The following is a 26,521-nucleotide window of genomic DNA, read 5'->3' on the forward strand; positions in this document are numbered from 1 at the left end:
GACCTATTTCTGACAGACGACTCGGAGACCGTTCGGAGCGACGATCTACGGCGGATTCAGGTCTGCTGCTCCATCGCGGCGACCTTCGCCATCACTGTAGCCTCGAGATCCTGCTTGAAGCGCACGATCCGCTCGCGTACCTGTACGTCCGAGGCACCGAGGATCTGAGCGGCAAGGATGCCCGCGTTCTTGGCGCCGTTGATGGCGACCGTCGCCACAGGCACGCCGGCCGGCATCTGCACGATCGAGAGCAGCGAATCCTGCCCGGAGAGGCTGGATGTCTTCACCGGCACGCCGATGACCGGCAGCGGCGTGATGGCCGCCGCCATGCCGGGCAGGTGGGCTGCGCCGCCGGCGCCCGCGATAATCACGCGCAGGCCGCGCTCGACCGCGCTCTCGGCATAGTCGTAGAGCCGCTTGGGCGTGCGGTGCGCCGAGACGATGGTCATCTCGTAGGGGATGCCGAGCTCGGCGAGCACGGCGGCGGCATCCTGCATCACCGGCAGATCGGAATCGCTTCCCATGATGATGCCGACTTGGGCCGAACGATCCGCAGACGGCGAGGATGGGGTGGACACGGTCATGGATGATCCTCTCCCGAGATCTCGATCAGACGACGGACCCGCTCGGCCTTGACTCGGGCCTGCTCGATGTCCCGGTCCAAGACCGTGACATGGCCCATCTTACGATAGGGCGAGGTCGCCGCCTTGCCGTAAAGGTGCAGGCAGACGCCCGGAATCGCCAAGGCCTCCGCCATGCCCTTGATCACGGGGCGCCCCCGATGACCGGGCGCTCCCAACAGGTTGATCATGGCCGCGGGGCAGAGCTGCTCGGTGGAGCCGAGCGGCAAACCGACGACGGCGCGCAGATGCTGCTCGAACTGGTCGGTCATGTTCGCTTCGATGGTGTGATGACCCGAATTGTGGGTGCGCGGCGCAACCTCGTTTACCAGCAAATCGCCCGCCTCGGTCAGGAACATCTCGACCCCGAAGATCCCCGCACCGCCCAGAGCATCGACGGTGCGTATCGCGAGCTGCTCCGCCGCAGCGGCCGTTTCCGCCGGGATCTGCGCCGGAGCCAGCAGCATCTCGAGCACGTTCTCGCCAGGACGAAAACACATCTCGACCGCGGGAAAGCAGCGGTGATCCCCGTCCAGTCCACGCGCCACCAGCACCGCCAGCTCCTTGGCCGCGGGGATGAAGCGCTCCACCAGAGAAGGCACGGGCAGATGACCGTCGAAGTCATCGGGACCATCCAGGATCGAGACACCGCGGCCATCATAGCCGCCTCGGCAGACCTTCTGCACCAGGGGATAGCCGAAGGCGGCGAAGGCGCCGGCCGAGGGCTCGGGCATCGGCTCGAACGGCGCCGTCGGGATACCGGCCGCGCTCAGCGCGCGCTTTTGCGTGAGCTTGTCCTGAATCAAGGCCAACACCGTCGGGGGCGGCTGGATATTGTGGCCCTCGCGCCCGAGTTGGATGAGTGTCGCGGCATCGATATCCTCGATGTCGAAGGTCACAACGTCGCAGGCCTCGGCCAGCTCGCGCAGCTTAGCGGGGTCATGATAGGCACCCACGATCTGGTGTCCCGCGACCTGACCGGCCGGCGAGCCCGGTGTCGGGTCCAGTATCACGCAAGTGCAGCCGATCCGTTTCGCGGCCTTCGCCATCATGCGGCCGAGCTGACCGCCGCCGATGATGCCGATACGTGCAATGGGAAGAGGGAAGACGTCCATGCGGTGAATCATCGGCGCTCGGGACGAAATTGGAAAGCCCCCAATGCCGCAGCGCGTTCTTCGCCGCGCACCACGGCGGCCGATCGATCTCGCTCGATCGACACCGACACGTGGATAAGGTCTACTCTGTGACCGTACGGATGGAACCCTAACTCGCGGAAGGCGGGCCGAGACAATCGGGCTGCTCCGGCTGGCCGAACACTAGGATGACAAGGTGATGGCCCGGCGCGGCGGACCTCCGATCAAGGTAGACCGACGCGAGCACCCTATTTCATACAACACGAAAGCGCGAGACAAGATCGCCGGAGCAACATGCGCGGTCGCGACAAACCAAAGACCACCTCATCCCTGACGATCGCGATCGCGACCCTGCTGGGCGCACTTGTGCTTTCGGCCGCCGTGATCATCAACACGGAGCAACAGCGCGTGCAGCTGATGCGCGCGGATAACGCGACCCTTGCGAAGGAGTATGCGAATACGATCGCCGACGCCATCAAGCACGCCATGTCCTCGACCCATGCCTTGGCCGCACTCGTAGAACAGGGCCAGGGCAAGATCTCTGATTTCCAAGAGTTCGGCAAGGCGATGCTCCCCCATTATCCCGGGATCGACGCCCTGTTCCTGGCGCCGGATGGCGTTATACGGGATGTGTTCCCACGTGCCGGCAACGAGTCGGTGATCGGTCTCGATCTGTTGAAGGATCCGGTTCGCGACCCGGATACCATGACGCCTCGGGATACCGGCCACTTGACCCTGTCCAGTGCATCCACGCTGATTCGGAGTACGACCGGCATCATCGGGAGCCACCCCGTCTTCATCGAGGATGCGCAGGGGAACCCGGTTTTTTGGGGGTTCGCTCTCGCCCGTCTGCCGTTCCCCGATGCGCTCGCACCCAGCGGACTGTCGCAGCTCGGCGAACGCGGCATCGCCTACCGGCTCTGGACCGGCACACCGGCGACCGGCGACGTGCAGATCATCGAGGCGTCATCGGTCGAGCCGGTCTCCCCGGTGGAGGCGCAGGTCGCGGTGCCGAACACCAAATGGACCCTGAGCCTCAGCCCGATCGACGGCTGGGGTGATCCGTTCGGGCTCGCTGTAAGGGCCGGACTGGGACTGCTCTTCAGCCTCCTGCTGGCCACGCTGGCAAAGCTGCTGGCCGACGCACGCACTCAGAAGGCACGGCTGGCGATGAAGTTGGCCGAACGCACGGCCGAGATCCGGGCACGCGAGGCGGAACTGGAGCGCGCGGAGGAGATCGCGCAGGTCGGGAGCTGGGATTTCGATATCCGGTCAAACCGGGCGATCGCCTCGGCCGTTGCCTGCCGAATCACCGGCGTGTCGCCCAATACGCACTTTAGCCTCGAGCGCTTCCTGGCGCAGGTGCATCCACTCGACCGCACGCTGGTCCAGGCCGCCTGGCAGGCGGCGCTTCGGGGCGAACCCTATGATGTCGAGCACCGGACTCTTGTCGCCGGCAGGCTGCGGTGGCTGCGCCAAAGGGCGGTTCTCGAATTCGACAACGACGGCCGAGCACTGCGCGCCGCTGGCACCGTCGAAGACATCACCGCACGCAAGAGGGCTGAGCAGGCGCTTTCCGACAGCGAGTCCAGGCTCCGACGGATCGTGGAAACCGCCCGTGAAGGGATCTGGACCATCGACGGCGATATCCGAACAACCTTCGTCAACCCGCGCATGATCGAGCTGCTGGGATGCCCGGCCGAACAGATCATCGGCCGATCGCCGTTCGACTTCATGGATCCGGAGATGCGCCAGCTCGTCGAACGCAAGCTCTTGGAACGGCGACAAGGCATCAGCGATCAATACGAGCTTCGGCTTCGACGGCCCGACGGCTCGCCGCTCTGGACGCTGCTCTCCACCACACCCCTGAAGGACGATGAAGGTCGGTATATCGGCACGCTCGGCATGCTGACCGACATCTCGGCACGTAAACAGGCTGAGGCGATCTTGGAGGAGGAGCGCCTTCTCCTTAAGCAGGCCGAGCGGATCGCCAACATCGGCGCCTGGGAATGGGAAGTCGCCGAAGACCGCTGGACACACTCGACGGGCTGGACCGCGATCCACGGGATCGCCGGGCAGCTACCGCAGTCCACGGCAGAGATGCTGGCGATCATCCCAACGGACGAGCGCGATGCGGTGCAAGACGCGCTCGAGGCAGCCTTGGACGGACGCCGTCCCTTCGACATCGAGCATCGCATCATCCGCCCGATCGATGGTGTCTTGCGTCGGATACACGCCGTGGGTGAGGTGATCCGCAATCACCGGGGCGAGGCCCTGGCCATGCGCGGCATCGCACGCGACATCACGGCGAGCAAGGAGGCCGAGGCGGAGCTGCGCATCGCCGCAATCGCCTTCGAAGCACAGGAGGGGATGCTCGTCACCGACGCCGAGGAGCACATCCTCCGTGTCAACGAGGCATTCACACGAAACACCGGATACACGGCGGAGGAGGTCATCGGCAGAAACCCGAGACTGCTGCGCTCCGGTCGCCACGACCCGGACTTCTTCGCGGAGATGTGGGCGCGGATTAGTGATCAGGGGTACTGGCAGGGCGAGATTTGGAATCGGCGCAAGAACGGCGAGGTCTTTCCGGAGTGGCTGACCGTCACTGCCGTGCGAGACGACCTCGGTCACGTCACTCACTATGTCGGCACCCTTACCGACATCAGCCAACGCAAGGAGGACGAGGCCGTGATTCGCCGGCTCGCGTTCTATGACCCTTTGACCGGACTGGCGAATCGCCGGCTGCTGCTCGACCGGCTGAATCAGACGCTGGCAGCCGCGGCACGCACGGGTCAGGACGGCGCCCTGATCTTCATCGACCTGGACAACTTCAAGCAGCTCAACGACACCCGCGGACACCAAGTCGGCGATCTGCTTTTGGAGGAGGTCGCGCACCGACTGACCGAAACGGTGCGCAAGAGCGACAGTGTCGCCCGCCTCGGGGGGGACGAGTTCGTTGTCCTGCTCCAAGATCTGGGCGATGATTCGGCGCAGGCCGCCGCGTTGGCCGAAGCGGTTGGGGAGAAGATCATCACCGTCCTGGGGAGGCCCTACATGCTTGCGGGCAAGGAGCACGAGAGCACCCCCAGTCTGGGGATCGCCATGTTCGACCGCGAGCCGCATACCGCCGAGGAGATCCTGAAACACGCCGATTTGGCGATGTACCAAGCCAAGGCCGCCGGACGCAATCGACTGCGGTTCTACGACCCCAAGATGCAGGCGAGCGTCAACCAACGCGCCGCGCTTGAACGGGAGCTTCGCCATGCCATCGGGGATGGCCAGCTCGTTCTCCACTACCAATCGCAGGTCGACGGACAAGGGCATGTCAGCGGGGCCGAAGCGCTGCTGCGTTGGCGCCATCCGGAGCGCGGCCTGATCCCGCCCGCGCAGTTCATCGGACTCGCCGAGTCGCTCGGGCTGGCCCTGCCGTTGGGCCGTTGGGTCCTCGCGAGCGCCTGCGCACAGCTGGCCGAGTGGGCAAGGCGACCCGAAACCGCGGGGCTCAACCTGGCGGTCAACATCAGCGGCGCGCATTTTCGCCGTCCCGAGCTCGTCGAGGATATCCGCCGGGCGCTCGCAGAGAGCGGGGCCAATCCGAAGCGACTGCGACTGGAGTTGGCCGAGGCGACCTTGCTCGACGACCCCGATGACTCTCTCGCCAAGATGATCGCGTTGAAGGAGACGGGCGTTGGCTTTACTCTTGATAACTTCGGGTCGGGCTATTGCTCCTTGTCGTATCTCAAACGCCTGCCGTTGGATCAGCTGAAGATCGCCCCGGCGTTCGTGCACGAGGTCCTCGAGGGTTCAGAAGACGACGCCACCGCCGATAGTTTCGTCGCACTTGCCGAGAGCCTTGGCCTGGCGATCATGGCCGAGGGCGTCGAGACCGAAGCGCAGCGCGATTACCTGGCCCATCATGGCTGCCAGATCTTTCAGGGCTTTCTCTTCGGGCTGCCGGGTCCGGCCGACGCGCTGTTTCCAGGGAGGAGCACCTCTGAACCGCAGAGAAGATGAGGCCGAATAGACCTCCCGAGCGGGGTGTTTCGACCGAGATCCGCCGAGGAATGTCCAATCGAATCCGAGCATCCCGCGACAAACGAAAGGACCGAATGTCGCCGGAAAGGGCGGAACGGCGGGGTTTCCCGCAAGCACACATAACTAGAAGGCATCGCACAGTCGAACCGACAGACACGGACTCTCGCTCATGGGTCTATCCGAAGCCGGCTGCGTCGTTTCCACGCCGACGCAGGAGACCGCGCCGTGAACCGGAGGCGGCAGATATGGAGCTCGACCGCGATGACTCATTCCACCCTGCGAGCCGCCGCCCGACCCGGGGTGGTCGCGGCCCTGGTCTTCGTGACAGCCACCAGCCTTGCCGGGGCGGCGGTCACCTACTTCGAGCAACAGCGCCTCGCACTCGCACGCGCGGATGCGGGCGCGCTCGCGGACGACTTCGTTGACATTCTCGAGATCCAGATCGATCGTGCCCTGTCGGTGACGTACGCCTTGGCGGCACTGGTCCACCAGGGAGAAGGACACGTCGAGGGATTCGAAACGACAGCCCGTGCGCTCTTGCCTTTTTACGACAACGTCGAGGCCGTTTATCTGGCACCCGCCGGTGTCGTCCAAGAGGTCTTCCCCGTAGAAACCAACGAGGCGGTGCTCGGCCTGAATCTGCTCGAGGAGCCTGACCAACGCACCGAGGCACGCCTTGCGCGCGACACCGGCCGGCTCACTCTGGCGGGCCCTTTCGAGCTGGTACAAGGCGGAGAAGGTCTCGTCGGGCGGCTGCCGGTCTTCTTGGGGGACGAAAACGGCAACCGGCGGTTCTGGGGCTTCACGATGGCGATGTTGCGCACCCCGTCGGCACTCGCGCCCGCCCGTTTGTCGCAACTGCAAGAGCGCGGCTTCGAGTTCGCACTTTGGCGCACCGATCCGAGCACCGGCACTGCACAGATCATCGAACAATCCTCCCCCGCAGCATTCGCTGACCCGGTGAACCAACCCGTACCGCTGCCGAACACCACCTGGACCTTGAGCGTCAGCCCGGCGAGTGGCTGGTCCGATCCCGCAGGATTGGCCGTCAAGGGCGCATCGGGGGTATCGCTTGCGGTGCTGCTGGCTGCCCTGGCCGGTCTGCTTGTGCGATCCCGGCTCGACCGTGAACGGCTCGAGGACCTGATACGCGAGCGCACGGAGCAGATCCGCGCCCGCGAGTCGGAGCTTACCCGCGCCCAAGCGGTCGCCAAGGTCGGCAGTTGGACGCTGGACCTGGCGAGTGGCCGTGTTCAGCGTTCGGCAGAGACCGAGCGAATCCTCGGGCCGCATGAGGGTAGACCCTGCACGGCGCAAGCACTGTTCGGCCCCGTTCACCCGGACGACCGGGAGATCACGGATCAGGCCTGGCAGGCGGCGCGCGCGGGCGAGCCGTTCGATATCTGCTACCGCATCCTGAACGACGAAAGGCTCTCCTGGCTTCGCGCCCGTGTCGAGCCCGCGCCCGAAGCCTCCGGCGGTCGCCGCTGCAGCGTCGGCACGCTGCAGGACATCACGGAGCATAAAACGGCCGATACGGCGTTGCGCGAGAGCGAAGCCTTCCTCAACTCGGTGATGGAGATCCTTCCGATCGGAATCTGGTTCCTGGATGCGCACGGCGATATCCGATTCATCAACGCGGCCGGCAAACGCATCTGGGGCGGTGCTCGCTATGTCGGAATGAAGCATTTCAGCGAGTACAAGGCTTGGTGGCTCGACAACGGCAAGCCGATCGAACCCGAGGACTGGGCGGCTTCACGCGCCATTGCCCGTGGGGAGACCTCGATCGGGGAACAAATCGAGATCGAGTGCTTCGATGGCACGCGCAAGATCGTTCTCAACTCGGCCGTGCCGTTGCGGGGAGCCAACGGGGCCGTCACGGGGGTCGTGGTCGTCAACCAAGACATCACCCGGGACAAGGCCGCCGAAGAAGAGATCCGTCGTCTCGCCTTCTACGACCCCTTGACGCGTCTGCCCAATCGACGGCTCCTGCTCGAGCATCTCGCCCACGCTCAAGGCAAAAGCGCCCGCAGCCTGCAGGAAGGCGCGCTGCTCTTCATCGATCTGGATAATTTCAAGACGCTCAACGACACCTATGGACACGAGACCGGCGACCTGTTGCTCCGGCAGGTTGCCGAGCGGCTGAGCGCCTGCGTACGCGAGGGCGACACCGTCGCCCGGCTCGGGGGCGACGAGTTTGTCGTGATGCTCGAGGATCTGAGCACGGATCCGGAAGAGGCCGCGGCACACGCCGAGCGAACGGCCGAGAAGATCCTCGCCCAGCTCAACCCGCCGTACCGAATCGCGGAGCAGTCGCACCACAGCACCCCGAGCATCGGGATCACGCTCTTCTGCGGTCATCGCGAGAGCCTCGAAGACGTGCTCAAACGCGCCGACCTGGCGATGTACCAGGCCAAGGGCGCCGGCCGCAACACCTTGCGCTTCTTCAATCCCGAGATGCATTCGGTTTTGGCGCGACGCGCAACCCTTGAGGTGGACCTGCGTCAGGGCCTGCTCGACGGGCAGTTCTTCCTCCAATATCAGCCTCAGGTCGACGACACGGGACAGGTCACGGGCGCCGAAGCCTTGCTGCGCTGGCGTCACCCGGAGCGCGGTCTGGTCTCGCCCGGAGAATTCATCCCGGTGGCGGAGTCCTCGGGCCTGATCCTGCCGCTCGGTCAGTGGGTGCTCGAAGCCGCTGCGCGACAGCTCGCCGCCTGGGCGGAACAACCCGAAACCCGGCATCTGTCCTTGGCCGTCAACATCAGTGCACGTCAGTTCCGTGATCCGCACTTTGTCGAGCAGGTCCTGCGGATCATCGAGCAGACCGGCGCGAACCCGCAGCGACTCAAGCTCGAGATTACCGAAAGCCTCCTGCTCGACGACATCGGCGATGCCATTGCGACCATGGCGGCGCTAAAATCCCACGGTGTCGGTTTCTCGCTCGACGACTTCGGAACCGGCTACTCCTCGCTGTCCTATCTGAAGCGGCTGCCGCTGGATCAACTCAAGATCGACCAGTCGTTCGTCCGCGACGTCCTGACCGATCCGAACGACGCCGCGATTGCGCGTACCATTGTCGCGCTGGCTCAAACACTCGGCCTCGGCGTGATCGCCGAGGGTGTCGAGACGCAGGCCCAGCGAAGCTTTCTGGCCGAGCACGGATGCCGAGCCTTTCAGGGATATTTATTCGGACGACCCAGCGGCGCCGAAGATCTGCTTGCGCAGTCGCAAGCCGTGGCTTGATCCTCAGGGGCGCGTCCGCGCAGGCGCGCCTGCTGCCGGACGGTGGTATCCTTGGGGCGAGCGAAGCACCGTCCCCACGTTCAGGCAGTCGCGGACATGAATCTCCTCTTCGTCGTTCTCATTCTCTTCATCGGGGCCGGTCTGGCTGCGTGGGTCTCGCGTTTCGGCCGGCTGCAATCGGCCTGGATGGCCGGTGGCATCGCCCTTGCCGCCATGGCAGCGCTGGCACCGAGCGTGGCCGCTCCGTTTCTGGGCGAGACCCTGGTGCAACGCATCCCATGGATACCGGCGCTGGGACTCGATCTCGCCTTCCGACTCGACGGGTTGGGTCTGCTGTTCGCCCTGATGATTCTGGGAATCGGTCTGCTGGTCATTCTCTACGCGCGCTACTACCTGGCCGAGCGCGACTGTATGGGCCGCTTCTACGGCTATCTGTTGCTCTTCATGGGCTCGATGCTCGGAATCGTCCTGTCCGAGAACCTGATCCTGCTCTTGATGTTCTGGGAGTTGACGAGCCTCTCGTCCTTCCTGCTGATCAGTTACTGGCAGCATCGCGAGGATGCCCGAACGGGGGCGCGCATGGCGCTTGCCGTCACCGGGCTGGGCGGGCTCGCCATGCTCGGCGGCTTCGTGCTACTGGGCGAGATGGTCGGAAGCTACGATCTGTCCGTGATCCTCGCCAACGGCGAGCTGATCCGATCCGACCCGCTCTACACGCCGATGCTGGTGTTGATCTTGCTCGGCGCCTTGACCAAGTCGGCGCAGTTCCCCTTCCATTTCTGGCTGCCGCACGCCATGGCGGCACCCACGCCCGTATCGGCCTATCTGCACTCGGCAACCCTGGTCAAAGCGGGTGTGTTCCTGCTGGCTCGACTGTTCCCGGCGCTTTCGGGCACGACCGAGTGGTCGGTTCTCGTCATGGGCGCGGGGCTTTCGACGCTCTTGATCGGCGCCTATTTCGCCCTCTTCAAACACGACCTCAAGGGCCTGCTCGCCTATTCGACCATCAGCCATCTGGGTCTGATCACGCTGCTGTTCGGCATCGGGACACCGCTCGCCGCGGTCGCCGGGGTCTTCCACATCATCAACCACGCAACCTTCAAGGCATCGCTCTTCATGGCCGCGGGCATCATCGACCACGAATGCGGGACGCGCGACATGCGCCGCATCAACGGTCTCTGGCGCTATATGCCCTACACGGGAACGCTGGCGATGGTGGCCGCAGCGGCCATGGCCGGCGTTCCGCTCTTCAACGGGTTCCTCTCCAAGGAGATGTTCTTCGGCGAAACGGTCAGCTTCTCCGCGAAGCATCACTGGGAGTGGCTCCTGCCCAGCGCGGTCGTTGTCGCGGGGATCTTTGCCGTGGCCTATTCGCTGCGCTTTATCCACGACGTCTTCTTCAACGGCGATCCGGTCGACCTGCCGAGGACCCCGCATGAGCCGCCGCGCTGGATGAAGGTGCCGGTAGAGATCCTGGTTGCGGTCTGTTTGCTCGTCGGGATCCTGCCTGCCTTCACCGTAGCGCCGCTGCTCTCGGTTGCGGCGACGGGCGTCCTGCAGAGCGCCCCGCCGGACTACGATCTGGCCATCTGGCACGGCGTCAACGCCGCGCTTGTGATGAGCATCGTCGCCTTGATCGGAGGGGTCCTGATCTATGCCGGACGCCGGCCGCTGTTCAGCCTCGCGACCAAGCTCGAAGGGCTTCTCGATGCCAAGGCCGTCTTCGATTGGCTGTTGGGCAAGCTCCTCGCTCTAGCCCGCGCCGTCACGCTCACCCTGGATTCGGGATCTCTGCAACGCATGCTGTTTGTTTTCATCGTCTCGGCCCTGACCCTGGGGACGGTCGGTTTCCTCGGCGGCGGCGCACCTCTGGCCGGCGATCGCGCCCTTTTGCCGGCCGATGCGGTCAGTCTTCTCGTGACGATCGCTCTGATCACCGTCGCGCTGTGGACGGTCGTCCTGCACCGTCGCCGCCTGACCGCACTGATCGTGATGGGTGCCTTGGGCCTGCTGGTCTCGCTCATCTTCGTGAAGTTCTCGGCTCCGGATCTCGCATTGACCCAGCTCTCGGTCGAGGTGGTGACGATCGTCCTGCTGCTCTTGGCGCTCTATTTCCTGCCGCAGCACAGCCCGAGCGAGTCGAGCCTGGCCCGGCGGATTCGAGACATGGGTGTCGCCGGCTTGGCCGGCGGCGGAGCGGCGGCCCTCACCTGGTCGGTCCTGACCCGCCCTTACGAGAGCATCGCGGACTACTTTCTGGAGAACAGCGTACCCGGAGGCGGAGGCGGCAACGTCGTCAACGTCATCCTGGTTGATTTCCGAGGTTTCGATACCTTGGGCGAGATCTCGGTCCTGGCGCTGGCCGGATTGGGGATCTATGCGATGCTGAAGGATCTGCGTCTGCCCGGACCCGCGTACGACACCCGCGGGCGCCCGTGGAATTGGGACATGCATCCGACCATCATGGCCGCCCTGACGCGCCTCCTGCTGCCGCTCGCCCTCCTGGTCTCGGTCTTCATCTTCCTGCGCGGTCACAACCTGCCGGGCGGCGGTTTCATCGCCGGGCTCATTACCGCAATCGCCTTGATCATGCAGTACCTTGCGAACGGAGCGGAATGGACCCACGACCGCATGACATCCAATCTGCATCCGGTCATCGGCGCCGGGCTGATGATCGGGCTGTTGACCGGACTCGCGAGTCTGGTCTTCGGCTATCCCTTCCTGACATCGGCCTTTACCCATGTGCACTGGCCGGTCATCGGTGACTTCGAGCTGGCCTCGGCGATCGCCTTTGACCTCGGCGTCTACCTCGTGGTGGTCGGGGCCACGCTCCTGATCCTGGTGCATCTCGGTCTGATGCATCACGCCAGCCATCCGGGCGAGCCGAACACGTCGGAGCCGAACCATGCTTGAGGAGCTGTCGTCGATGGAAGCTTTGATCGCCGTGATCATCGGTGTCTTGACCGCCTGCGGGGTCTACCTCGCGCTGCGGGCGCGCACCTTCCCCGTGGTCATCGGACTGACCCTGCTGTCCTACGCCGTGAATCTCTTCCTCTTCGTCACCGGGCGCCTGACCGTGGGCCAGCCCGCGGTCATCTCGGATCAGGCCGTCGGCTATGCCGATCCTCTGCCTCAAGCGCTGGTGCTGACCGCCATCGTCATCAGCTTCGGAATGACCGCCTTTATCATCATGCTGTCGCTCAAGGCGCGTGCCGAGCTGGGAACCGATCAGGTGGATGGCCGGCTCGACGCCGGCGACGGCGGTGACATCCCCGGGGAGAAGCGCGGATGAACCATTTGGTCATCGCCCCGATCCTCTTCCCGCTGTTTGCGGCGACCCTGTTGCTGCTGGTGCGGCGCGTCATCCCCTTGCGCGTGCGCCGCCGCCTGAATCTCGTCGCACTCATCGTGCAGGTCCTGTTGGTGTCGCTGCTCGTTCAGCGCGTCGCCGGAGGCGAGATTCTGGTGTATGCGCTCGGCAACTGGCCGGCACCCTACGGGATCGTGATGGTCGCGGATCGTCTGAGCGTCTGGATGTTGCTCATCACGAGCCTCCTCGCCTTCTTCGCCATGCTCTATGCCGTGCGCGGCACGGATGCCGGAAGCCGGCACTTTCATCCGCTCTTTCAGCTCCAGATCTTCGGACTGAGCGGGGCCTTTCTGACCGGCGATCTATTCAACCTCTTTGTCTTCTTCGAGATCCTGCTGCTCGCCTCCTACGGGCTGCTGCTGCATCGCGGCGGAGCAAATCGAGTTCGCGCGGGGTTGCACTTCGTCGCCCTGAATCTGGCGGGGTCCACGCTCTTTTTGTTCGCGGTCGGCACCCTATACGCCATCCTCGGGACGCTCAACATGGCGGACCTGGCGGTGAAGGCGGCGGCCACGCCGCCGGAAAATCTCGGCGTGGTGCGCGCGGCCGGGCTCCTGCTGTTCACGGTCTTCGCGCTCAAGGCGGCACTGATCCCGCTCTATCTCTGGCTGCCCGCGGCTTATTCGTCGACATCGGCACCGGTGGCCGCGCTTTTCGCCATCATGACCAAGGTCGGCGCCTACAGCATTCTGCGGGTCTATACGCTGATCTTCGGCGCCGAGGCCGGTCCGGTCGCGGATCTGATCGGCCCCTGGTTGTTGCCGCTCGCGCTCGCAACCATGGCGGTCGGTACCTTGGGCGTGCTCGCCGCGCACGAGTTGCGTCGGCAGGTCGCCTATCTCGTGGTGGTCTCCGTGGGATTCTTGCTGACGGCCTTTGCACTGGGGACCGAGGCCAGCATCGGCGCGGGTCTCTACTACTTGGCGCACAGCACCTTCGCCGCGGCCGCGTTTTTTCTCCTGGCGGACATCATCGCCATGGGACGCGGCACGCTTGCCGATCGCCTGGATCCGGGACCGATCATCACCGACGCCAACCTGGTCGGTGCGCTCTTCTTCGTCACCGCCATCCTGGTCGCCGGGCTGCCGCCGCTCTCGGGGTTCGTCGGCAAATACATGGTGCTGAACGCCGCGGTAGACCTGCCGAGCATGCCTTGGGTCTTCGGGGTAATTCTGACCGCCGGACTCTTCGGCGTGATTGCGCTCGCGCGCAGCGGCAGCCTATTGTTCTATCGCGCCGAGGGCGTCATCGAACGGACCGGCGCGGCCGGCCGGTCCGCCATCGGTCCGAATTGGGGTCGCCTCCTGCCGGTCATCGGCCTTCTGCTGATGTGTGTCACGCTGGTCGTTTTGGCCGGCCCTTTGTCCGACTATACCCGTGCGATCGGCCAACAGCTTTTGGAGCCGAGCGCCTACATCCGCGCGGTGCTGGGCGATCCCCGAAATGCATGAGCGGAGTGCATAGGCGATGAAGCTCAGGCTGCTGCCCCATCCCATCCTCACGCCGGTGCTGGCCCTGATCTGGCTCCTGCTGGTCAACAGCCTGTCGCCCGGGCAGATCCTCTTGGGACTGATCCTGGGATGGGCGATCCCGGTCTTCACGCTGCGCTTCTGGCCGGAGCGGGTCAGGATCCACAAGCCGCTGACCTTAATGCGATTCTTTGCGGTCGTCATGTACGACATCCTGATCGCGAACCTGACGGTCGCCGCGCTGATACTGGGCGGGCCCAAGCACGTCAAGCCGGCCTTCGTGCGCGTGCCGCTCGCCTTGCGCACGGATCTCGGGATCAGCCTGCTCGCCAATACGGTCTCGTTGACCCCAGGCACCGTCTCGGCTTGGCTCAGCCCGGACCGCAGCCATTTGGTCGTGCATGGGCTGAAGGTCAGAGATCCCGACGCCCTGATCGCCGAGATCAAGCGCCGCTACGAGGCGCCGATCAAAGAGGTCTTCGAACCATGTTGAACATTGCCGTCTCCATCTCTTTCGCACTGGTCTCCGGCGCGCTGTTCCTGAGCCTGTGGCGTCTGCTCAGGGGACCGGACAAGCCCGACCGCATCCTGGCGCTCGACACCCTCTACATCAATACGATCGCCTTGCTGGTCCTGCTCGGGATCCATCTGAGCAGCTCGCTGTACTTCGAGGCCGCGCTCCTGATCGCTATGATGGGGTTCGTCGGGACCGTGGCACTCTGCAAATATCTGTTGCGCGGCGATATCATCGAGTGATGAAAGCGCGTCTTTTGGTGGACTTTTTTGATGTTCGAGGGTTTGACGAGCGTCGCGGGCATCTGTTCGCCTTGGAGCTGACGCGCTTTCATGATGTTTCGTATTTTGTGTTTTTTACTTCAATCGCGTCGACTCCATGCTCTGATCGGGCCACGTGGGTATGATCCGGTACAGCCTCTATCCATCACGCCGACCATCACGCCGAGGACGCGATTGAATGCTTGAGATCATGTTGTCGGTCCTGATCGTGGTCGGTGCACTCTTCACCTTCATCGGCTCTTTGGGACTCGCGCGTCTCGACGATTTTTACACGCGGCTGCATGGCCCGACCAAAGCGACGACGCTCGGTGTCGGGGCCTTGCTGATCGCCTCCGTGCTCTATTTCAGTTCCCGAGGCGAGGGGCTCAGCCTGCATGAGGTCCTGGTGACGCTCTTCCTCTTCATCACGGCCCCGGTCAGTGCGCACCTACTCGCCAAGGCCGCACTGCATCTGCGCGTACGCTCGATTGCACCGCCCCCGGCCGAGGCCGAAGATCCGTTGGCCGACACCCGCGCCCGCGCCGGCGAGTAGGTTCGACCAAGCCGTGTCGGCCTCTGCGACCCGGGCGACGATCGAGCGTAACCCTCATCCACCATGATCATCGTCGGCATCGACACCGGAGGCACCTTCACCGACCTGGTGCTCTGGCGCGACGGGTCGGTAAAGACCCACAAGGTCCTCTCGACGCCGGCGGCACCCGAGCAAGCGATCCTGCGCGGAATCGCCGAGCTTGGTCTCGACCCGACCGGGTTGCACGTCATCCACGGGAGCACCGTCGCAACCAACGCCGTTCTCGAAGGTAAGGGAGTCCGGACACTCTATGTCGCCAATCGCGGGCTCGGCGATCTCTTGACGATCGGTCGCCAGGCGCGGCCGGATCTCTACGATCTCCAGCCGCCGGCACGGCGCCCGCCGGTTCCTCCCGAACTCTGTGTCGAAACCGGCGGGCGCCTCGGTGCCGACGGCCATTGGGTCGAGCCCTTGACCGCGGTCGACCTGGAGGCGCTGAAGGCCGCGCTCATTCGGCTCGCCCCGGAGTCGGTCGCGATCAACCTGCTCTATTCGTATCTGGACGACAGCGCCGAGCGTGCCTTGGAGGCGGCCGTGCCCGCGGGCCTGTTCGTCGCACGCTCCTCCGAGGTTCTCCCCCTCGTCGGCGAGTACGAACGGGGGATCGCCACCTGGATCAACGCCAGGATCGGGCCCATCGTCGCCCGCTACATCGGGCGCCTCGCCGAGGGTCTGTCGGGCGCACGGGTCTCGGTCATGCAAAGCAGCGGTGAGGCGGTGACGGCGAGTCAGGCCGCCCGACATACGGCGCGTCTGCTGCTCTCCGGTCCCGCCGGCGGATTGGCCGGGGCTGCCTTCGCCGCGGCGCACACCGATTGCCCGCGGCTGCTGACTTTCGACATGGGAGGGACCTCCACGGACGTCGCCGTGGTCGACGGCGAGCCGCGCCTCACCACCGACGGGCGGATCGCCGGCTTTCCCGTCGCACTGCCGATGGTCGATATGCACACCATCGGGGCCGGCGGTGGATCGATCGCGCGACTCGATGCCGGTGGCATGCTCCTGGTCGGACCCGAGTCCGCCGGGGCCGATCCGGGACCCGCCTGTTATGACCGTGGCGGATGCGAGGCGACCGTGACCGACGCAAACCTGGTGCTCGGACGGCTCGATCCGAACGGATTCCTCGGCGGGCGCATGCGGTTGAGCACGGACGCCGCGCGCACGGCCATCGCAAGACTGGCGCGCCCCATGGGCCTGTCGATCGAGGAGGCCGCACTGGGTGTGATCCGTCTGGCCGACGAGCATATGGCCCGCGCCCTGCGGGTGATCTCGGCGCAGCGCGGCCTGGATCCGCGCGACTTCATCCTGACCTCGTTCGGCGGTGCCGGGGGTCTGCATGTCTGCGCCCTGGCCGAGGCGCTGGGCATCACCCGCGCCTTGGTTCCGGTGCATGCCGGTGTCCTCTCGGCGCTCGGGATGGTGGTGACACCGGCCGGGCGAACCCTGACACGGACGCGTCTCGGACTGCTCGCCGAGGCCGGCGATGCAGAGATCGAGTCGGCGTTTGTCGCGCTTGTCGAGTCCGGGATCGCCGAGTTGGAGCAGGAAGGTTTGGCCCGCGAACGGCTGCGTGTCGAGCGCTCGCTCGATCTACGCTATCGTGGCCAGTCGCATACGCTCAACCTGTCCTGGGATGGCGTGGCGGAGACCATGTCCGCGTTTCACGCTCAGCACCGGGATCGCTACGGCCACCGACTCGATCTGCCGGTCGAGCTGGTGAATCTGCGGGTGCGCGTACGCGGCCCGACCGCGAATCTTGCGCTGCCGCCGATCGGCACGTCCGGCCGAAACAGTCCGACGGGAAGCGTCAATGCCTACGGATGTCGGACGCCGGTCACCTGCTGGACGCGCGAGGGCCTGGGGACAGGACATGAGCTGATCGGCCCGGCGATCATCGCAGACGCCCTGGCTACAACCTGGCTCGCCCCCGGTTGGCGGGCCCATCTGGACGCGGTCGGGAACCTGATGCTACAAAGAGCGGTCGGAATACAACCCTAGTCTGTCAACGGCAAGGGACAGTTCGCCGTGCGGCCACGCGCCGGTCGGCACGCCACCACCACTCCTACAGGACATCCATGACGCTCTACGGAATGCTCGACGTCGACATCCTGACCGCCGTGCTCGTCACGCTCGGCATGACCCATATCACCATCGTGGCCGTAACGGTCTATCTGCACCGCGCACAAGCCCATCGCGCGCTCGACCTCCACCCGGCGGTCTCTCACTTTTTTCGATTCTGGCTCTGGCTCACGACCGGAATGGTCACCAAGGAGTGGGTCGGCATCCATCGGCGCCACCACGCCAAGTGCGAGACCGCCGAAGACCCGCACAGCCCGCAGGTCTTGGGCCTGCGCAAGGTCCTGGGCGAGGGCGCGGAGCTCTACGCACAAGCGGCGAAGGATCGCGCCGCGGTCGAGCGCTACGGCCAGGGCACCCCGGACGACTGGCTGGAGCGTCGGCTGTACAGCCGTTTTTCCTGGCAAGGAATCGCGCTCATGCTGATCCTGGATGTCGTGCTCTTCGGCGTCTACGGCATCGTGATCTGGGCCGTTCAGATGCTCTGGATCCCCATCTTCGCCGCCGGAGTCATCAACGGGGTTGGACACTATTTCGGGTATCGCAACTTCGAGCCGCCGGACGCCTCGACCAACATCGTCCCTTGGGGCATCCTGATCGGCGGCGAAGAGCTGCACAACAACCACCACGCCTTCCCAAGCTCGGCACGACTCTCGTCGAAGCGGTGGGAATTCGACATCGGCTGGATGTACATCCGCATCCTCCAGGCGCTGCGCCTGGCGAAGGTGCGCCGGGTTGCACCCAACCCGCTCGTGGTTCCGGGCAAGTCGCAACTGGATCTCGAAACCCTGCGTGCCGTGATTACGAGCCGGATGCACGTCTTTGCCCGCTACGGGAAAGAGGTGATGGGCCCGGTCTCGCGCGAGGAGCTGTGTCGCGACGCGGAGCACTGCAAACGATTGGTCAGGCACGCGCGACGCCTGCTCCTGATGGAGGGCAAGCGACTGGATGTCGCCGCGCGGAACAGTTTGGAGCAACTCCTGGCCAAGAGCCAGACGCTCGCCACCGTCTATCAGTTCCGAGAGCGCCTGCAGGAGATTTGGGACCGCAAAGCACCCAGTCAGGAGGCACTGCTTCATGCACTGCAGGACTGGTGCCAGCAGGCCGAGGCAACCGGGATCCATGCGCTCGAGCGGTTCTCCAAGAACCTGCGCGGCTTCGCGCTGACCCCGACGCTCGCGCGATAGGTCTCCGAGGTCATCATAACCGTCATGTCGGTCGGCCCGCGCAGGTGCAAGGCCGTACCGACTTCACTGGCGTGCTCGCGCCCGTGCCCTCGCGCGAGTCACCGCCCGCAGATCAACGCCGGGTGTTGTTCCGAGTGGTCAACTCCTCGAGCAACCCATCGATGCCGCGACGCTGCGCCACCGACGTGAACTGACTCCGATACGACGCCAGCAGACTGATCTCCTGCACTGCCACGTCGTAGGCTCGCCAACGTCCGCCACTGTAAGCCATCCGGTAATCCACCCGCACGGGCTGCCCGCCCGGCTGCTGGATCTCGGTGCGGACGAGCGTGCGCGTGGCACCGGGATCCAATTGCATGGGGAGGAAGCGGACATCCCAAGTGCTGAGCGCGTCCAGCGCGGAGGCGTAGGTCTGAATCAAGAGCCGCTGAAACTCCGCCTGGAATACCCGACGCTGCTCGGGCGTCGCATCCCGCCAATAGGGTCCGAGCGCCAAGGCCGAGACGCGCTGGACATCCACATGCGGCAAGAAGAGCTCGTCGACCAGACGGTAGACATAGCCGGGATCGGTCTTGAGCAGGTTCCGATCCTCGCGCAGCACCCGCATAAGACCATCCGAGACCTGCTGGATGATCCGCTGCGGTTCGTTGAGCCCGCCGTAGGCTTTCGCGGGCAACAGCACGGCACAGTGGACCAAAAGAAGCGTCGCCCAGAGGGCGAGGTGTTTCGCTGGGATCATCGCTCAATGTCCGATCGGGATTTCCGGTTTTTTGTATGAGTATAATTCGACACCACGTCCGGCGAAGGGGTTTCGCGCCCGCTCGCCGACGCTCGTCCTACACAATGTGCAGGAAAGACCCATGACGAACCCCCGGATGCCCCCCATATGAACCAGGCCGATCTGAAGGAATTCTTTCTCAAGGACCGTTTTGCAGCACACGTCGGCATCGAACTCCTGGATATGGCGCCCGGCCGGGCCAAGGCCAAGCTCGAGATCAAAGACCATCACCGCAACGCCGTCGGCGTCGTCCACGGCGCAGCCATCTTCAGCCTCGCGGATCTGGTCTTCGCCGTCGCCTCCAACTCACACGGCACCGTCGCCCTCGGGATCAACGTCGCCATCTCATACATGACCTCCGCACGAGACGGAACACTCCTGGCCGAAGCTGAAGAGGTCTCGATCAACCCCAAGCTCGCCACCTATCTGATCCGCATCCTAGACGACGACCGGAACCTGATCGCGCTCTTTCAGGGGACCGTCTACCGCAAAGGCGAGACATTACCCTAGCTCGGAACGGAATCCGGCCCAGGCTCACACCGTCAGGTATTGCTTGACCAGATCCTCGCTCAGATCGGGCATCGCCCCGCTCGCCATGAGACGCCCGCGGTCGAGGATGATGAAACGATCGGCAACGCGGCGGGCGAAAGGAAGCTTCTGCTCGACGAGGATGACGGTCAGGTTCAGGTCGGTCATGAGCCGGCGGATGATGTCGCGGATCTCGTGGACGATGTTGGGTTGGATGCCTTCGGTGGGCTCGTCGAGGATCAGGAGCTTGGGATCGATGACCAGGGCGCGCCCGATGGCGAGTTGCTGTTGCTGTCCGCCGGAGAGGTCGCCGCCGCGGCGCCCGAGCATCTCTTTGAGGACGGGGAAGAGCTCGTAGATGTAGCCGGGGATCTCTTTGGCGCGATCGGGACGCGCGGCAAGACCGATGCGCAGATTCTCCTCGACGGTCAACAGCGGGAAGATCTGTCGGCCCTGCGGGACATAGCCGATCCCGAGCGGCGCGCGACGCTCTGCGGTAAGTCGCGCAAGATCCTGGCCTTGATAGCTGAGGGATCCGGAGCGCAATGGCAAAAGCCCCATGATGCACTGCATCAGGGTGGTCTTACCGACCCCGTTGCGTCCCATCACACAGGTGCATTGGCCCTGAGGGATCTCGACGTCCAGATCCCAGAGGGTGTGACTCTCGCCGAAGAACTGATTGAGTCCCGAAATCGCAAGCATATTGAATCGCGTCCGAGGTGATGATCGATATTGTCATGTGCCGCCGCGTCGATGGCCCAGGATGCCTTACAGTCGACGCGATTCAAGATGAAAGAAAACATTCTAAAACGCGTCCCCGCTGCGGTCGTTGGCTCATCGGCGGCCCGATCAAAGCGATCACATCGCAAGGTTGCACGAGACGCGTTTTAGCCGGGCAGAAAGGTGCCTTGGATCTGCGTCTCGTCCCATGGGCAACTTTTGGGAAAGGCATCGTAGTCCAGGGGCGTCTCGGCAACGGCGAGGTCGACTGCATCCGGATAGGCGTCTCGGATGATCTCGTCCAGTCTCGCGCCCAGGCTCGGATTCTCGTCCAGCAGCTTGGCGATCGCCCGGCGCTGAGTATTGATGGTCGCGCGCCATGATTTGCGACTCGGATACTCCGGCTGGTACTGCCATTTGAGGAGGTGTCCCATCAAGACGGCGAGCCGACTCTCCAACGCGCGCCGCTCCCGCTTTCCCAAGTCCTCGATCTCCTCGACAAGGTGCGTCACATCCAATCGACCGTACTGACCGGAGCGTAGCAGGCTTGCCTGCTCTCTCGACCAGGCATAGAAGTCTTGATCGTAGTCAGTCGTCATCGCATGACCTCCGAGAACGTTCGCGCGCATGGCGCGCGGTCTCGAATAGAATACATGAGGCGCTTCCCATCGGGCCTATTCCCCGAGATAGACCTCGACGACGCGCGGGTCGTTCTGCACCTCGTCCATACTGCCTTCGGCGAGGACCGAACCCTGATGGAGCACGGTGACGCGCTTGGCGATGGAGCGAACGAAGTCCATGTCGTGCTCGACGACAACGACGGAGTGCTTGCCCTCCAGCGAGAGCAGCAGCTCCGCCGTGCGGTCCATCTCTTGGTGCGTCATACCGGCGACCGGCTCGTCGACGAGTAAAAGATGCGGGTCCTGCATCAGCAGCATGCCGATCTCGAGCCACTGCTTCTGGCCATGCGAAAGTGCGCCGGCCTCGCGGTAGGTCTGCTCCCGAAGACCGATGATACCCAGGACCTCGTGGATCCGGTCGCGCTGCTCGCCGCCGAGTCGGGCGAACAGGGTCGGGAAAACGCGTTTGTCGCCGGCCATCGCGAGCTCGAGGTTCTCGAAGACGCTGTGTGATTCGAATACGGTCGGCTTTTGAAATTTTCGACCGACCCCGAGCGCGGCAATCTCGGGCTCGGAGAGTCGCAGCAGATCGATGGTCCGCCCGAAATAGGCACTGCCCGTATCCGGCCGTGTCTTGCCGGTGATGATATCCATCATGGTCGTCTTGCCGGCACCGTTAGGGCCGATCACGCAGCGCAGCTCGCCCGCGTTGACGTAGAAATTCAGGTTGTTGATCGCCTTGAATCCGTCGAAGCTGACGCTGACGTCTTCCAGATAGAGGATCACGCCCTGGCTGACATCCAGATCCAGGTCCAGCATGGAGTACATGAAGCTCCATTGCCGGTCCTTGCGCATGGACTCGCGTAGTTGCTCGACCGGCTTCATGGCGCGGCCTCCGTTCGTGGCTCGGCTGGGAGTCGCGATCGTCGCCAGGTCCGAATCATGCCAACCAAGCCGGCGATGCCCTTGGGCAGGAAGAGTGTGACGACGACAAATAGCGCACCCAGGGCGAAGAGCCATGCCTCGGGGAAAGCACCCGTGAAATAGGTCTTGCCGTAGTTGACCAGGATGGCTCCGATGACCGCACCGTAGAGTGTCGCCCGTCCCCCGATGGCTACCCAAATCACCAGCTCGATCGAGTTGAGCGGCGAGAACTCGCCCGGATTGATGATGCCGACCTGCGGGACATAGAGCGCCCCGGCCACGCCGGCGAGCATCGCCGAGAAGGTGAAGATGGCGAGCTTGACGCGGTCGACCCGGTATCCGATGAAGCGGGTTCGCGCCTCCGCATCGCGGATGGCAACCGCGACACGGCCGAGCCGCGAGGTGACGATCCAGCGGCAGGCGAGATAGCCGAGCGCTAAGGCGCTCGCAGAGGCAAGGAAGAGCCCGATCCGCGTCGCGTCGCTTTGCAGATCGAAACCCAGGATGTCCTTGAAGTCGGTCAGGCCGTTGTTTCCGCCGAAACCCATCTCGTTGCGGAAGAAGGCGAGCATCAGGGCGTAGGTCAGCGCCTGGGTCATGATCGAGAGATAGACGCCGGTGACCCGCGAGCGGAAGGCAAGGTAGCCGAAGATGAAAGCCAGGGCACCCGGAACCAGGATGGCCATGAGCGCGGCGAACCAGAAGAGGTCGAAGCCCTGCCAAAACCAGGGCAGATCCGACCAGTTCAAGAAGACCATAAAGTCCGGCAGCACCGGGTGACCGTAGACACCGCGATTGCCGATCTGACGCATCAGATACATGCCCATCGCATAACCGCCCAGGCCGAAGAAGGCGGCATGACCCAGGCTCAGGATGCCGAGATAGCCCCACACTAGATCGACCGCGACGGCGAGCAGTGCGTAGGTTAGATACTTGCCGAGCAGGGTCACCGTGTAGGTCGAGACATGCCAAGGGCTGGACTCGGGCACGACCAGATTCAGGATCGGCACCACGACCGCGACGACCAGCAAGACGGCCAGCATCGCCTGTCCGCCTCTGTCACCCCTCATGACCCTGACCAAACCCATACTTGTCTCCCCGAAACCGCGAAAAACCCAATTTGATGATCGGGTGGACGGCGCGTCGCCCGATCGGCGACCTCGTTACGAAAGGCCTGATGCAACCTCTTTATCCGTCGGCCGCGCGCCCGCGTTGGGGAAAGAGTCCGCGCGGGCGCTTCTGGATGAAGAGGATGATGAAGACCAGCACCAGGATCTTGGCGAGCACCGCACCCGCCCAGGGCTCCATCAGCTTATTGGCCACCCCCAGGGTCAAGCCGGCGACCAGCGTGCCCCACAGATTGCCGACCCCGCCGAACACCACGACCATAAAGGAGTCGATGATATAGGCCTGCCCCATGTTGGGGCCGACGTTGGTGAGCTGTGACAAGGCGACACCGGCGACCCCCGCCACGCCGGCACCCAAGCCGAATGTGAGTGCATCGACCCGTGCCGAGCGCACACCCATCGAGCGCGCCATCGCCCGGTTCTGGGCGACCGCCCGCACCTGGAGCCCCAGGGCGGTGCGCTTGAGGATGAGCAACAGGGCCACGAAGACCATCAAGGAAAACAGCAGGATGTAGAGCCGGTTGTAGGTCAAGGCCAATGCAGGGTTGATCTGAAGCGCACCGCTCATCCAGGACGGATTCTGCACGGCAACGTTCTGAGCCGAGATCGTCGTACGCACCAGCTGCTGAAGGATCAGGCTGATGCCGAAGGTGGCGAGCAGGGTTTCGAGCGGCCGACCGTAGAGGAACCGGATCACGGTTCGCTCGATCAGGATGCCCAGCAGCCCCGCGACCACGAAGGCCGCCGGGATCGCGACGAACAGCGAGTAGTCGAGGAATCCGGGCATCGCCTGTTGAACCAGGTAGGTCGTGTAGGCCCCGATCATGATCAGCTCGCCGTGGGCCATGTTGATGACGCCCATCACTCCGAAGGTGATCGCCAGACCAATGGCCGCGAGCACCAAAACCGACCCGAGGCTGAGCCCGAAAAAGAGCGTCTCCGCGGCCTCGTTGAGCTTGAGCCGTTCCTCGGTCGCGGCAAGCGCACTCTCGGCGGCAACGCGCACGTCCGAGTCGGACTCGACAGCCAGCAGGGTGGTCAGCGCATTGCGCGACTCCGGATAGAGACTCCCGGCAAGTGCCTTGACCGAATCGAGCCGGACCGCCGGGTCCTCGTCGCGCAGACTCGCCAGCGCCAGACTCAGGTCGAGATAGTCTCGCACGCGTTGATCGTCCTCACGCCCGAGCTGCTCGCGGATCGCTTCGAGCACCATGGGGTTGGCGTCTCCCAGCATCTGTCGCGCGGCTTCGAGGCGCGTCGTCGCATCGGGACTTGCCAGCGTGAGGGCGGCAATCAAGGTGCGCAGCTGGTTGCGCATCCGGTTATTGATGGTGATCTTCTTCACGGCGCCGCGCTCGACCTCGCCGAGGTCGCTGCCGTCGAGTGCGTCGGTGAGCCGATAGCCGCCGGGAGCGGGTGTGACCAACACGGGGCGCCGATCATCCTTGCGCGCATAGAGGTCGCCGGCCAAGAGTGCCTGGAACAGGCCTGCCGCGCGGGGGTCGCCGTCAACGGCGATCGCCTCGACTGCGGCCTGCTTCACATCGAACGACCGGTCGCTGAGATCGGTCAAGGCCTTATCGAGCTCACCGGCCGCGCTGCCGAGCGGCAGCCAGGCCAGAATGAAGAAGCCATAGACGAGGCCAAGGCCCGCAAGGCGTGGGTGTCGTCGCGATCGGCTTGTCGCACTCATGGGCATCTCGATACTCGCTGCGCTCGCACTCGACCCAAGGAACCGCGACGAACACCGGGGGGGTTCGACGCTCGAAAACACTGCATTAGAGACTTGAACCGCGTCCAACGCCGCACGCCTGGAGTCACTCCAAGTCAAGCCATCGGCCTGATCCGTGCATACCGCGCCGGACGCGATTCAACAGCGCTATTGCGTCTGAGCCCCGATACAGGTCTTGGTCACCGTGTTGAAGTTGCCGCACATGGTCGGCGGGGTCCAATCGGCGGTGAGGTCCTTGGAGCCTTCGAGGAAATCCGACCAAGCGTCGCCCGGAACCTCTTCTTCGGTTTCCCAGACCACGGCGAACTGTCCATCTTCCTGAATCTCGCCGATCAGCACAGGTTTGGTGATGTGATGATTCGGCAGCATCTTGGCGGTCCCGCCCGTGAGGTTCTTGGTCTCTAGGCCGATGATCGCGGCCCCCACCGCGTCGGGGTCCGTGGTGCCGGCCTTCTCGACCGCTTGCACCCAGAGATCGAACCCGATCTTGTGCGCCTCCATCGGGTCGTTGGTCACGCGCTTGTCGTCTTTGGTGAAACCATGCCAGGTTTCGATGAAGCTGCTGTTGGCAGGGTCGTCGACGCTCATGAAGTAGTTCCAGGCAGCGAGATGGCCGACCAGCGGCTTGGTGTCGATGCCCGAGAGCTCTTCCTCGCCCACGGAGAAGGCGACCACCGGGATATCCTCGGCCGAGACGCCCTGGTTACCCAACTCTTTGTAGAAGGGCACATTGGCGTCGCCGTTGATCGTCGAGACCACGGCGGTCTTCTTGCCTTCGGAGCCAAAGCGCTTGATATCGGCGACGATGGACTGCCAATCGGAATGACCGAAAGGCGTGTAGTTGATCATAATGTCCTCTTCGGCCACGCCGTTTTGCTTAAGGTAGGCCTCGAGGATCTTGTTGGTGGTACGCGGATAGACATAGTCGGTTCCGGCGAGCACCCAACGCTCCACCCCGAGCTCGTCCTTCAGGTAGTCGACCGCGGGGATCGCTTGCTGATTGGGCGCAGCACCCGTGTAGAAGACGTTCTTCGAGGACTCCTCGCCCTCGTATTGCACCGGGTAGAAGAGCAACCCATTCAGCTCTTCGAAGACCGGCAGCACGGACTTGCGGGACACCGAGGTCCAGCAGCCGAACACCACGGCGACCTTATCTTGAGTCAGCAGCTCGCGTGCCTTCTCGGCGAACAGCGGCCAGTCCGATGCGGGGTCGACGACAACCGCCTCAAGCTGTTTGCCGAGCAGTCCGCCCTTCTTGTTTTGCTCGTCCACCAGCATCAAGACGGTGTCTTTCAGTGTCGTTTCACTGATGGCCATGGTGCCCGAGAGCGAGTGCAGGACCCCGACCTTGATGGTGTCGTCCGCGGCGTGTGCCACGGAACCAGCGGCGAGGCCGACGGCCAGGCCCGTGCCGAGCAAGATCGATCTAATCGGGTCGTGTCTAAGCATACGTTCTGGCTCCTGTTCATCGTGAGTGAGGTGAGTGATGGATGCGCGGACGAGGATGTCCGGCAGCACTCAAAGCAAAATGCCCGCCACAACGTCCGCCTCATGTTTGGCGGCCCCGCACGCGACTGCAGGTGGAGA

20 protein-coding genes are annotated in these 26,521 nt (G+C 64.1%); 11 read left to right on the forward strand and 9 right to left on the reverse strand.

The annotated features are described in order from the left end of the window. Window positions 1-56: 56 nt before the first annotated feature. Both purE and purK read right to left on the reverse strand, forming a co-directional pair. Window positions 57-584, reverse strand: coding sequence for a 5-(carboxyamino)imidazole ribonucleotide mutase (gene purE / locus LT988_RS11085; RefSeq protein ID WP_232410188.1), 528 nt, complete (start codon window positions 582-584; stop codon window positions 57-59). Next, window positions 581-1,735 carry a 5-(carboxyamino)imidazole ribonucleotide synthase gene (gene purK / locus LT988_RS11090; RefSeq protein WP_232410189.1) on the reverse strand — a complete coding sequence of 385 codons (1,155 nt, stop codon included), beginning with the start codon at window positions 1,733-1,735 and terminating at the stop codon, window positions 581-583. The genes purE and purK overlap by 4 nt, the downstream gene beginning before the upstream one ends. 312 nt (window positions 1,736-2,047) lie before the next feature. On the opposite strand from purK, the gene LT988_RS11095 reads away from it, so the two are divergent. The 10 genes from LT988_RS11095 to LT988_RS11140 all read left to right on the forward strand — a co-directional run bounded on the left by LT988_RS11095 (window position 2,048) and on the right by LT988_RS11140 (window position 18,505). After that, entirely contained in the window at window positions 2,048-5,770 is a 3,723-nt protein-coding gene (locus LT988_RS11095; protein WP_232410190.1) for an EAL domain-containing protein, read from the forward strand. A gap of 282 nt (window positions 5,771-6,052) precedes the next feature. Next, entirely contained in the window at window positions 6,053-9,037 is a 2,985-nt protein-coding gene (locus tag LT988_RS11100; protein WP_232410191.1) for a bifunctional diguanylate cyclase/phosphodiesterase, read from the forward strand. 96 nt (window positions 9,038-9,133) lie between these two features. After that, window positions 9,134-11,950: a monovalent cation/H+ antiporter subunit A gene (locus LT988_RS11105; protein WP_232410192.1), complete on the forward strand. Its 2,817-nt coding sequence runs from the start codon at window positions 9,134-9,136 to the stop codon at window positions 11,948-11,950. A 13-nt stretch (window positions 11,951-11,963) separates the two neighbouring features. Next, window positions 11,964-12,329 carry a Na+/H+ antiporter subunit C gene (locus tag LT988_RS11110; protein WP_232410193.1) on the forward strand — a complete coding sequence of 122 codons (366 nt, stop codon included), beginning with the start codon at window positions 11,964-11,966 and terminating at the stop codon, window positions 12,327-12,329. Beyond that, window positions 12,326-13,858, forward strand: coding sequence for a monovalent cation/H+ antiporter subunit D (locus LT988_RS11115; RefSeq protein ID WP_232410194.1), 1,533 nt, complete (start codon window positions 12,326-12,328; stop codon window positions 13,856-13,858). Before LT988_RS11110 ends, LT988_RS11115 begins: the two co-directional genes overlap by 4 nt. A gap of 16 nt (window positions 13,859-13,874) precedes the next feature. Beyond that, entirely contained in the window at window positions 13,875-14,369 is a 495-nt protein-coding gene (locus LT988_RS11120) for a Na+/H+ antiporter subunit E (RefSeq protein ID WP_232410195.1), read from the forward strand. After that, on the forward strand, window positions 14,363-14,632 hold the full coding sequence (locus LT988_RS11125) for a K+/H+ antiporter subunit F (protein ID WP_232410196.1): 270 nt from the start codon (window positions 14,363-14,365) through the stop codon (window positions 14,630-14,632). The genes LT988_RS11120 and LT988_RS11125 overlap by 7 nt, the downstream gene beginning before the upstream one ends. Window positions 14,633-14,849: 217 nt before the next feature. Continuing rightward, window positions 14,850-15,203 (forward strand): Na+/H+ antiporter subunit G, encoded by a 354-nt coding sequence (locus LT988_RS11130; RefSeq protein WP_232410197.1) that lies wholly within the window; start codon window positions 14,850-14,852, stop codon window positions 15,201-15,203. A 63-nt stretch (window positions 15,204-15,266) separates the two neighbouring features. Next, a complete protein-coding gene (locus LT988_RS11135; protein WP_232410198.1) occupies window positions 15,267-17,240 on the forward strand; it encodes a hydantoinase/oxoprolinase family protein in 1,974 nt (657 codons plus the stop codon). A 77-nt stretch (window positions 17,241-17,317) separates the two neighbouring features. After that, window positions 17,318-18,505, forward strand: a complete 1,188-nt coding sequence (locus tag LT988_RS11140) for a DesA family fatty acid desaturase (RefSeq protein ID WP_232410199.1) — start codon at window positions 17,318-17,320, stop codon at window positions 18,503-18,505. 112 nt (window positions 18,506-18,617) lie between these two features. Here the strand turns inward: LT988_RS11140 and LT988_RS11145 are convergent, their stop codons facing one another. Further along, complete coding sequence (locus LT988_RS11145; RefSeq protein WP_232410200.1) at window positions 18,618-19,244, reverse strand: MlaC/ttg2D family ABC transporter substrate-binding protein; 627 nt, start codon at window positions 19,242-19,244, stop codon at window positions 18,618-18,620. 147 nt (window positions 19,245-19,391) lie between these two features. Here LT988_RS11145 and LT988_RS11150 point away from each other — a divergent pair, with 147 nt between their 5' ends. After that, window positions 19,392-19,793 (forward strand): PaaI family thioesterase, encoded by a 402-nt coding sequence (locus LT988_RS11150; RefSeq protein ID WP_232410201.1) that lies wholly within the window; start codon window positions 19,392-19,394, stop codon window positions 19,791-19,793. Window positions 19,794-19,817: 24 nt separating this feature from the next. Here the strand turns inward: LT988_RS11150 and urtE are convergent, their stop codons facing one another. The 6 genes from urtE to urtA all read right to left on the reverse strand — a co-directional run bounded on the left by urtE (window position 19,818) and on the right by urtA (window position 26,383). Further along, entirely contained in the window at window positions 19,818-20,513 is a 696-nt protein-coding gene (gene urtE / locus LT988_RS11155; protein WP_232410202.1) for an urea ABC transporter ATP-binding subunit UrtE, read from the reverse strand. Window positions 20,514-20,698: 185 nt separating this feature from the next. Continuing rightward, a complete protein-coding gene (locus LT988_RS11160) occupies window positions 20,699-21,130 on the reverse strand; it encodes a DUF29 domain-containing protein (RefSeq protein WP_232410203.1) in 432 nt (143 codons plus the stop codon). Window positions 21,131-21,205: 75 nt separating this feature from the next. After that, the gene (gene urtD, locus LT988_RS11165; protein ID WP_232410204.1) at window positions 21,206-22,036 is read right to left on the reverse strand and encodes an urea ABC transporter ATP-binding protein UrtD; all 831 of its coding nucleotides are present in this window, start codon (window positions 22,034-22,036) and stop codon (window positions 21,206-21,208) included. After that, the gene (gene urtC / locus LT988_RS11170) at window positions 22,033-23,145 is read right to left on the reverse strand and encodes an urea ABC transporter permease subunit UrtC (RefSeq protein WP_232410205.1); all 1,113 of its coding nucleotides are present in this window, start codon (window positions 23,143-23,145) and stop codon (window positions 22,033-22,035) included. The genes urtD and urtC overlap by 4 nt, the downstream gene beginning before the upstream one ends. 118 nt (window positions 23,146-23,263) lie before the next feature. Next, entirely contained in the window at window positions 23,264-24,895 is a 1,632-nt protein-coding gene (urtB, locus tag LT988_RS11175) for an urea ABC transporter permease subunit UrtB (protein ID WP_232410206.1), read from the reverse strand. A 186-nt stretch (window positions 24,896-25,081) separates the two neighbouring features. After that, window positions 25,082-26,383: an urea ABC transporter substrate-binding protein gene (urtA, locus tag LT988_RS11180; protein WP_232410207.1), complete on the reverse strand. Its 1,302-nt coding sequence runs from the start codon at window positions 26,381-26,383 to the stop codon at window positions 25,082-25,084. Window positions 26,384-26,521: the final 138 nt, after the last annotated feature.

The organism is Thiocapsa bogorovii (genome assembly GCF_021228795.1).
Classification (GTDB): domain Bacteria; phylum Pseudomonadota; class Gammaproteobacteria; order Chromatiales; family Chromatiaceae; genus Thiocapsa; species Thiocapsa bogorovii.

Bases quoted from the DNA above. Each gene is read 5' to 3' on its own strand.
- purE (WP_232410188.1), bottom strand. From the start codon at position 584: ATGACCGTGTCCACCCCATCCTCGCCGTCTGCGGATCGTTCGGCCCAA.
- purK (WP_232410189.1), bottom strand. From the start codon at position 1,735: ATGGACGTCTTCCCTCTTCCCATTGCACGTATCGGCATCATCGGCGGC.
- LT988_RS11095 (WP_232410190.1), top strand. From the start codon at position 2,048: ATGCGCGGTCGCGACAAACCAAAGACCACCTCATCCCTGACGATCGCG.
- LT988_RS11100 (WP_232410191.1), top strand. From the start codon at position 6,053: ATGACTCATTCCACCCTGCGAGCCGCCGCCCGACCCGGGGTGGTCGCG.
- LT988_RS11105 (WP_232410192.1), top strand. From the start codon at position 9,134: ATGAATCTCCTCTTCGTCGTTCTCATTCTCTTCATCGGGGCCGGTCTG.
- LT988_RS11110 (WP_232410193.1), top strand. From the start codon at position 11,964: ATGGAAGCTTTGATCGCCGTGATCATCGGTGTCTTGACCGCCTGCGGG.
- LT988_RS11115 (WP_232410194.1), top strand. From the start codon at position 12,326: ATGAACCATTTGGTCATCGCCCCGATCCTCTTCCCGCTGTTTGCGGCG.
- LT988_RS11120 (WP_232410195.1), top strand. From the start codon at position 13,875: ATGAAGCTCAGGCTGCTGCCCCATCCCATCCTCACGCCGGTGCTGGCC.
- LT988_RS11125 (WP_232410196.1), top strand. From the start codon at position 14,363: ATGTTGAACATTGCCGTCTCCATCTCTTTCGCACTGGTCTCCGGCGCG.
- LT988_RS11130 (WP_232410197.1), top strand. From the start codon at position 14,850: ATGCTTGAGATCATGTTGTCGGTCCTGATCGTGGTCGGTGCACTCTTC.
- LT988_RS11135 (WP_232410198.1), top strand. From the start codon at position 15,267: ATGATCATCGTCGGCATCGACACCGGAGGCACCTTCACCGACCTGGTG.
- LT988_RS11140 (WP_232410199.1), top strand. From the start codon at position 17,318: ATGACGCTCTACGGAATGCTCGACGTCGACATCCTGACCGCCGTGCTC.
- LT988_RS11145 (WP_232410200.1), bottom strand. From the start codon at position 19,244: ATGATCCCAGCGAAACACCTCGCCCTCTGGGCGACGCTTCTTTTGGTC.
- LT988_RS11150 (WP_232410201.1), top strand. From the start codon at position 19,392: ATGAACCAGGCCGATCTGAAGGAATTCTTTCTCAAGGACCGTTTTGCA.
- urtE (WP_232410202.1), bottom strand. From the start codon at position 20,513: ATGCTTGCGATTTCGGGACTCAATCAGTTCTTCGGCGAGAGTCACACC.
- LT988_RS11160 (WP_232410203.1), bottom strand. From the start codon at position 21,130: ATGACGACTGACTACGATCAAGACTTCTATGCCTGGTCGAGAGAGCAG.
- urtD (WP_232410204.1), bottom strand. From the start codon at position 22,036: ATGAAGCCGGTCGAGCAACTACGCGAGTCCATGCGCAAGGACCGGCAA.
- urtC (WP_232410205.1), bottom strand. From the start codon at position 23,145: ATGAGGGGTGACAGAGGCGGACAGGCGATGCTGGCCGTCTTGCTGGTC.
- urtB (WP_232410206.1), bottom strand. From the start codon at position 24,895: ATGAGTGCGACAAGCCGATCGCGACGACACCCACGCCTTGCGGGCCTT.
- urtA (WP_232410207.1), bottom strand. From the start codon at position 26,383: ATGCTTAGACACGACCCGATTAGATCGATCTTGCTCGGCACGGGCCTG.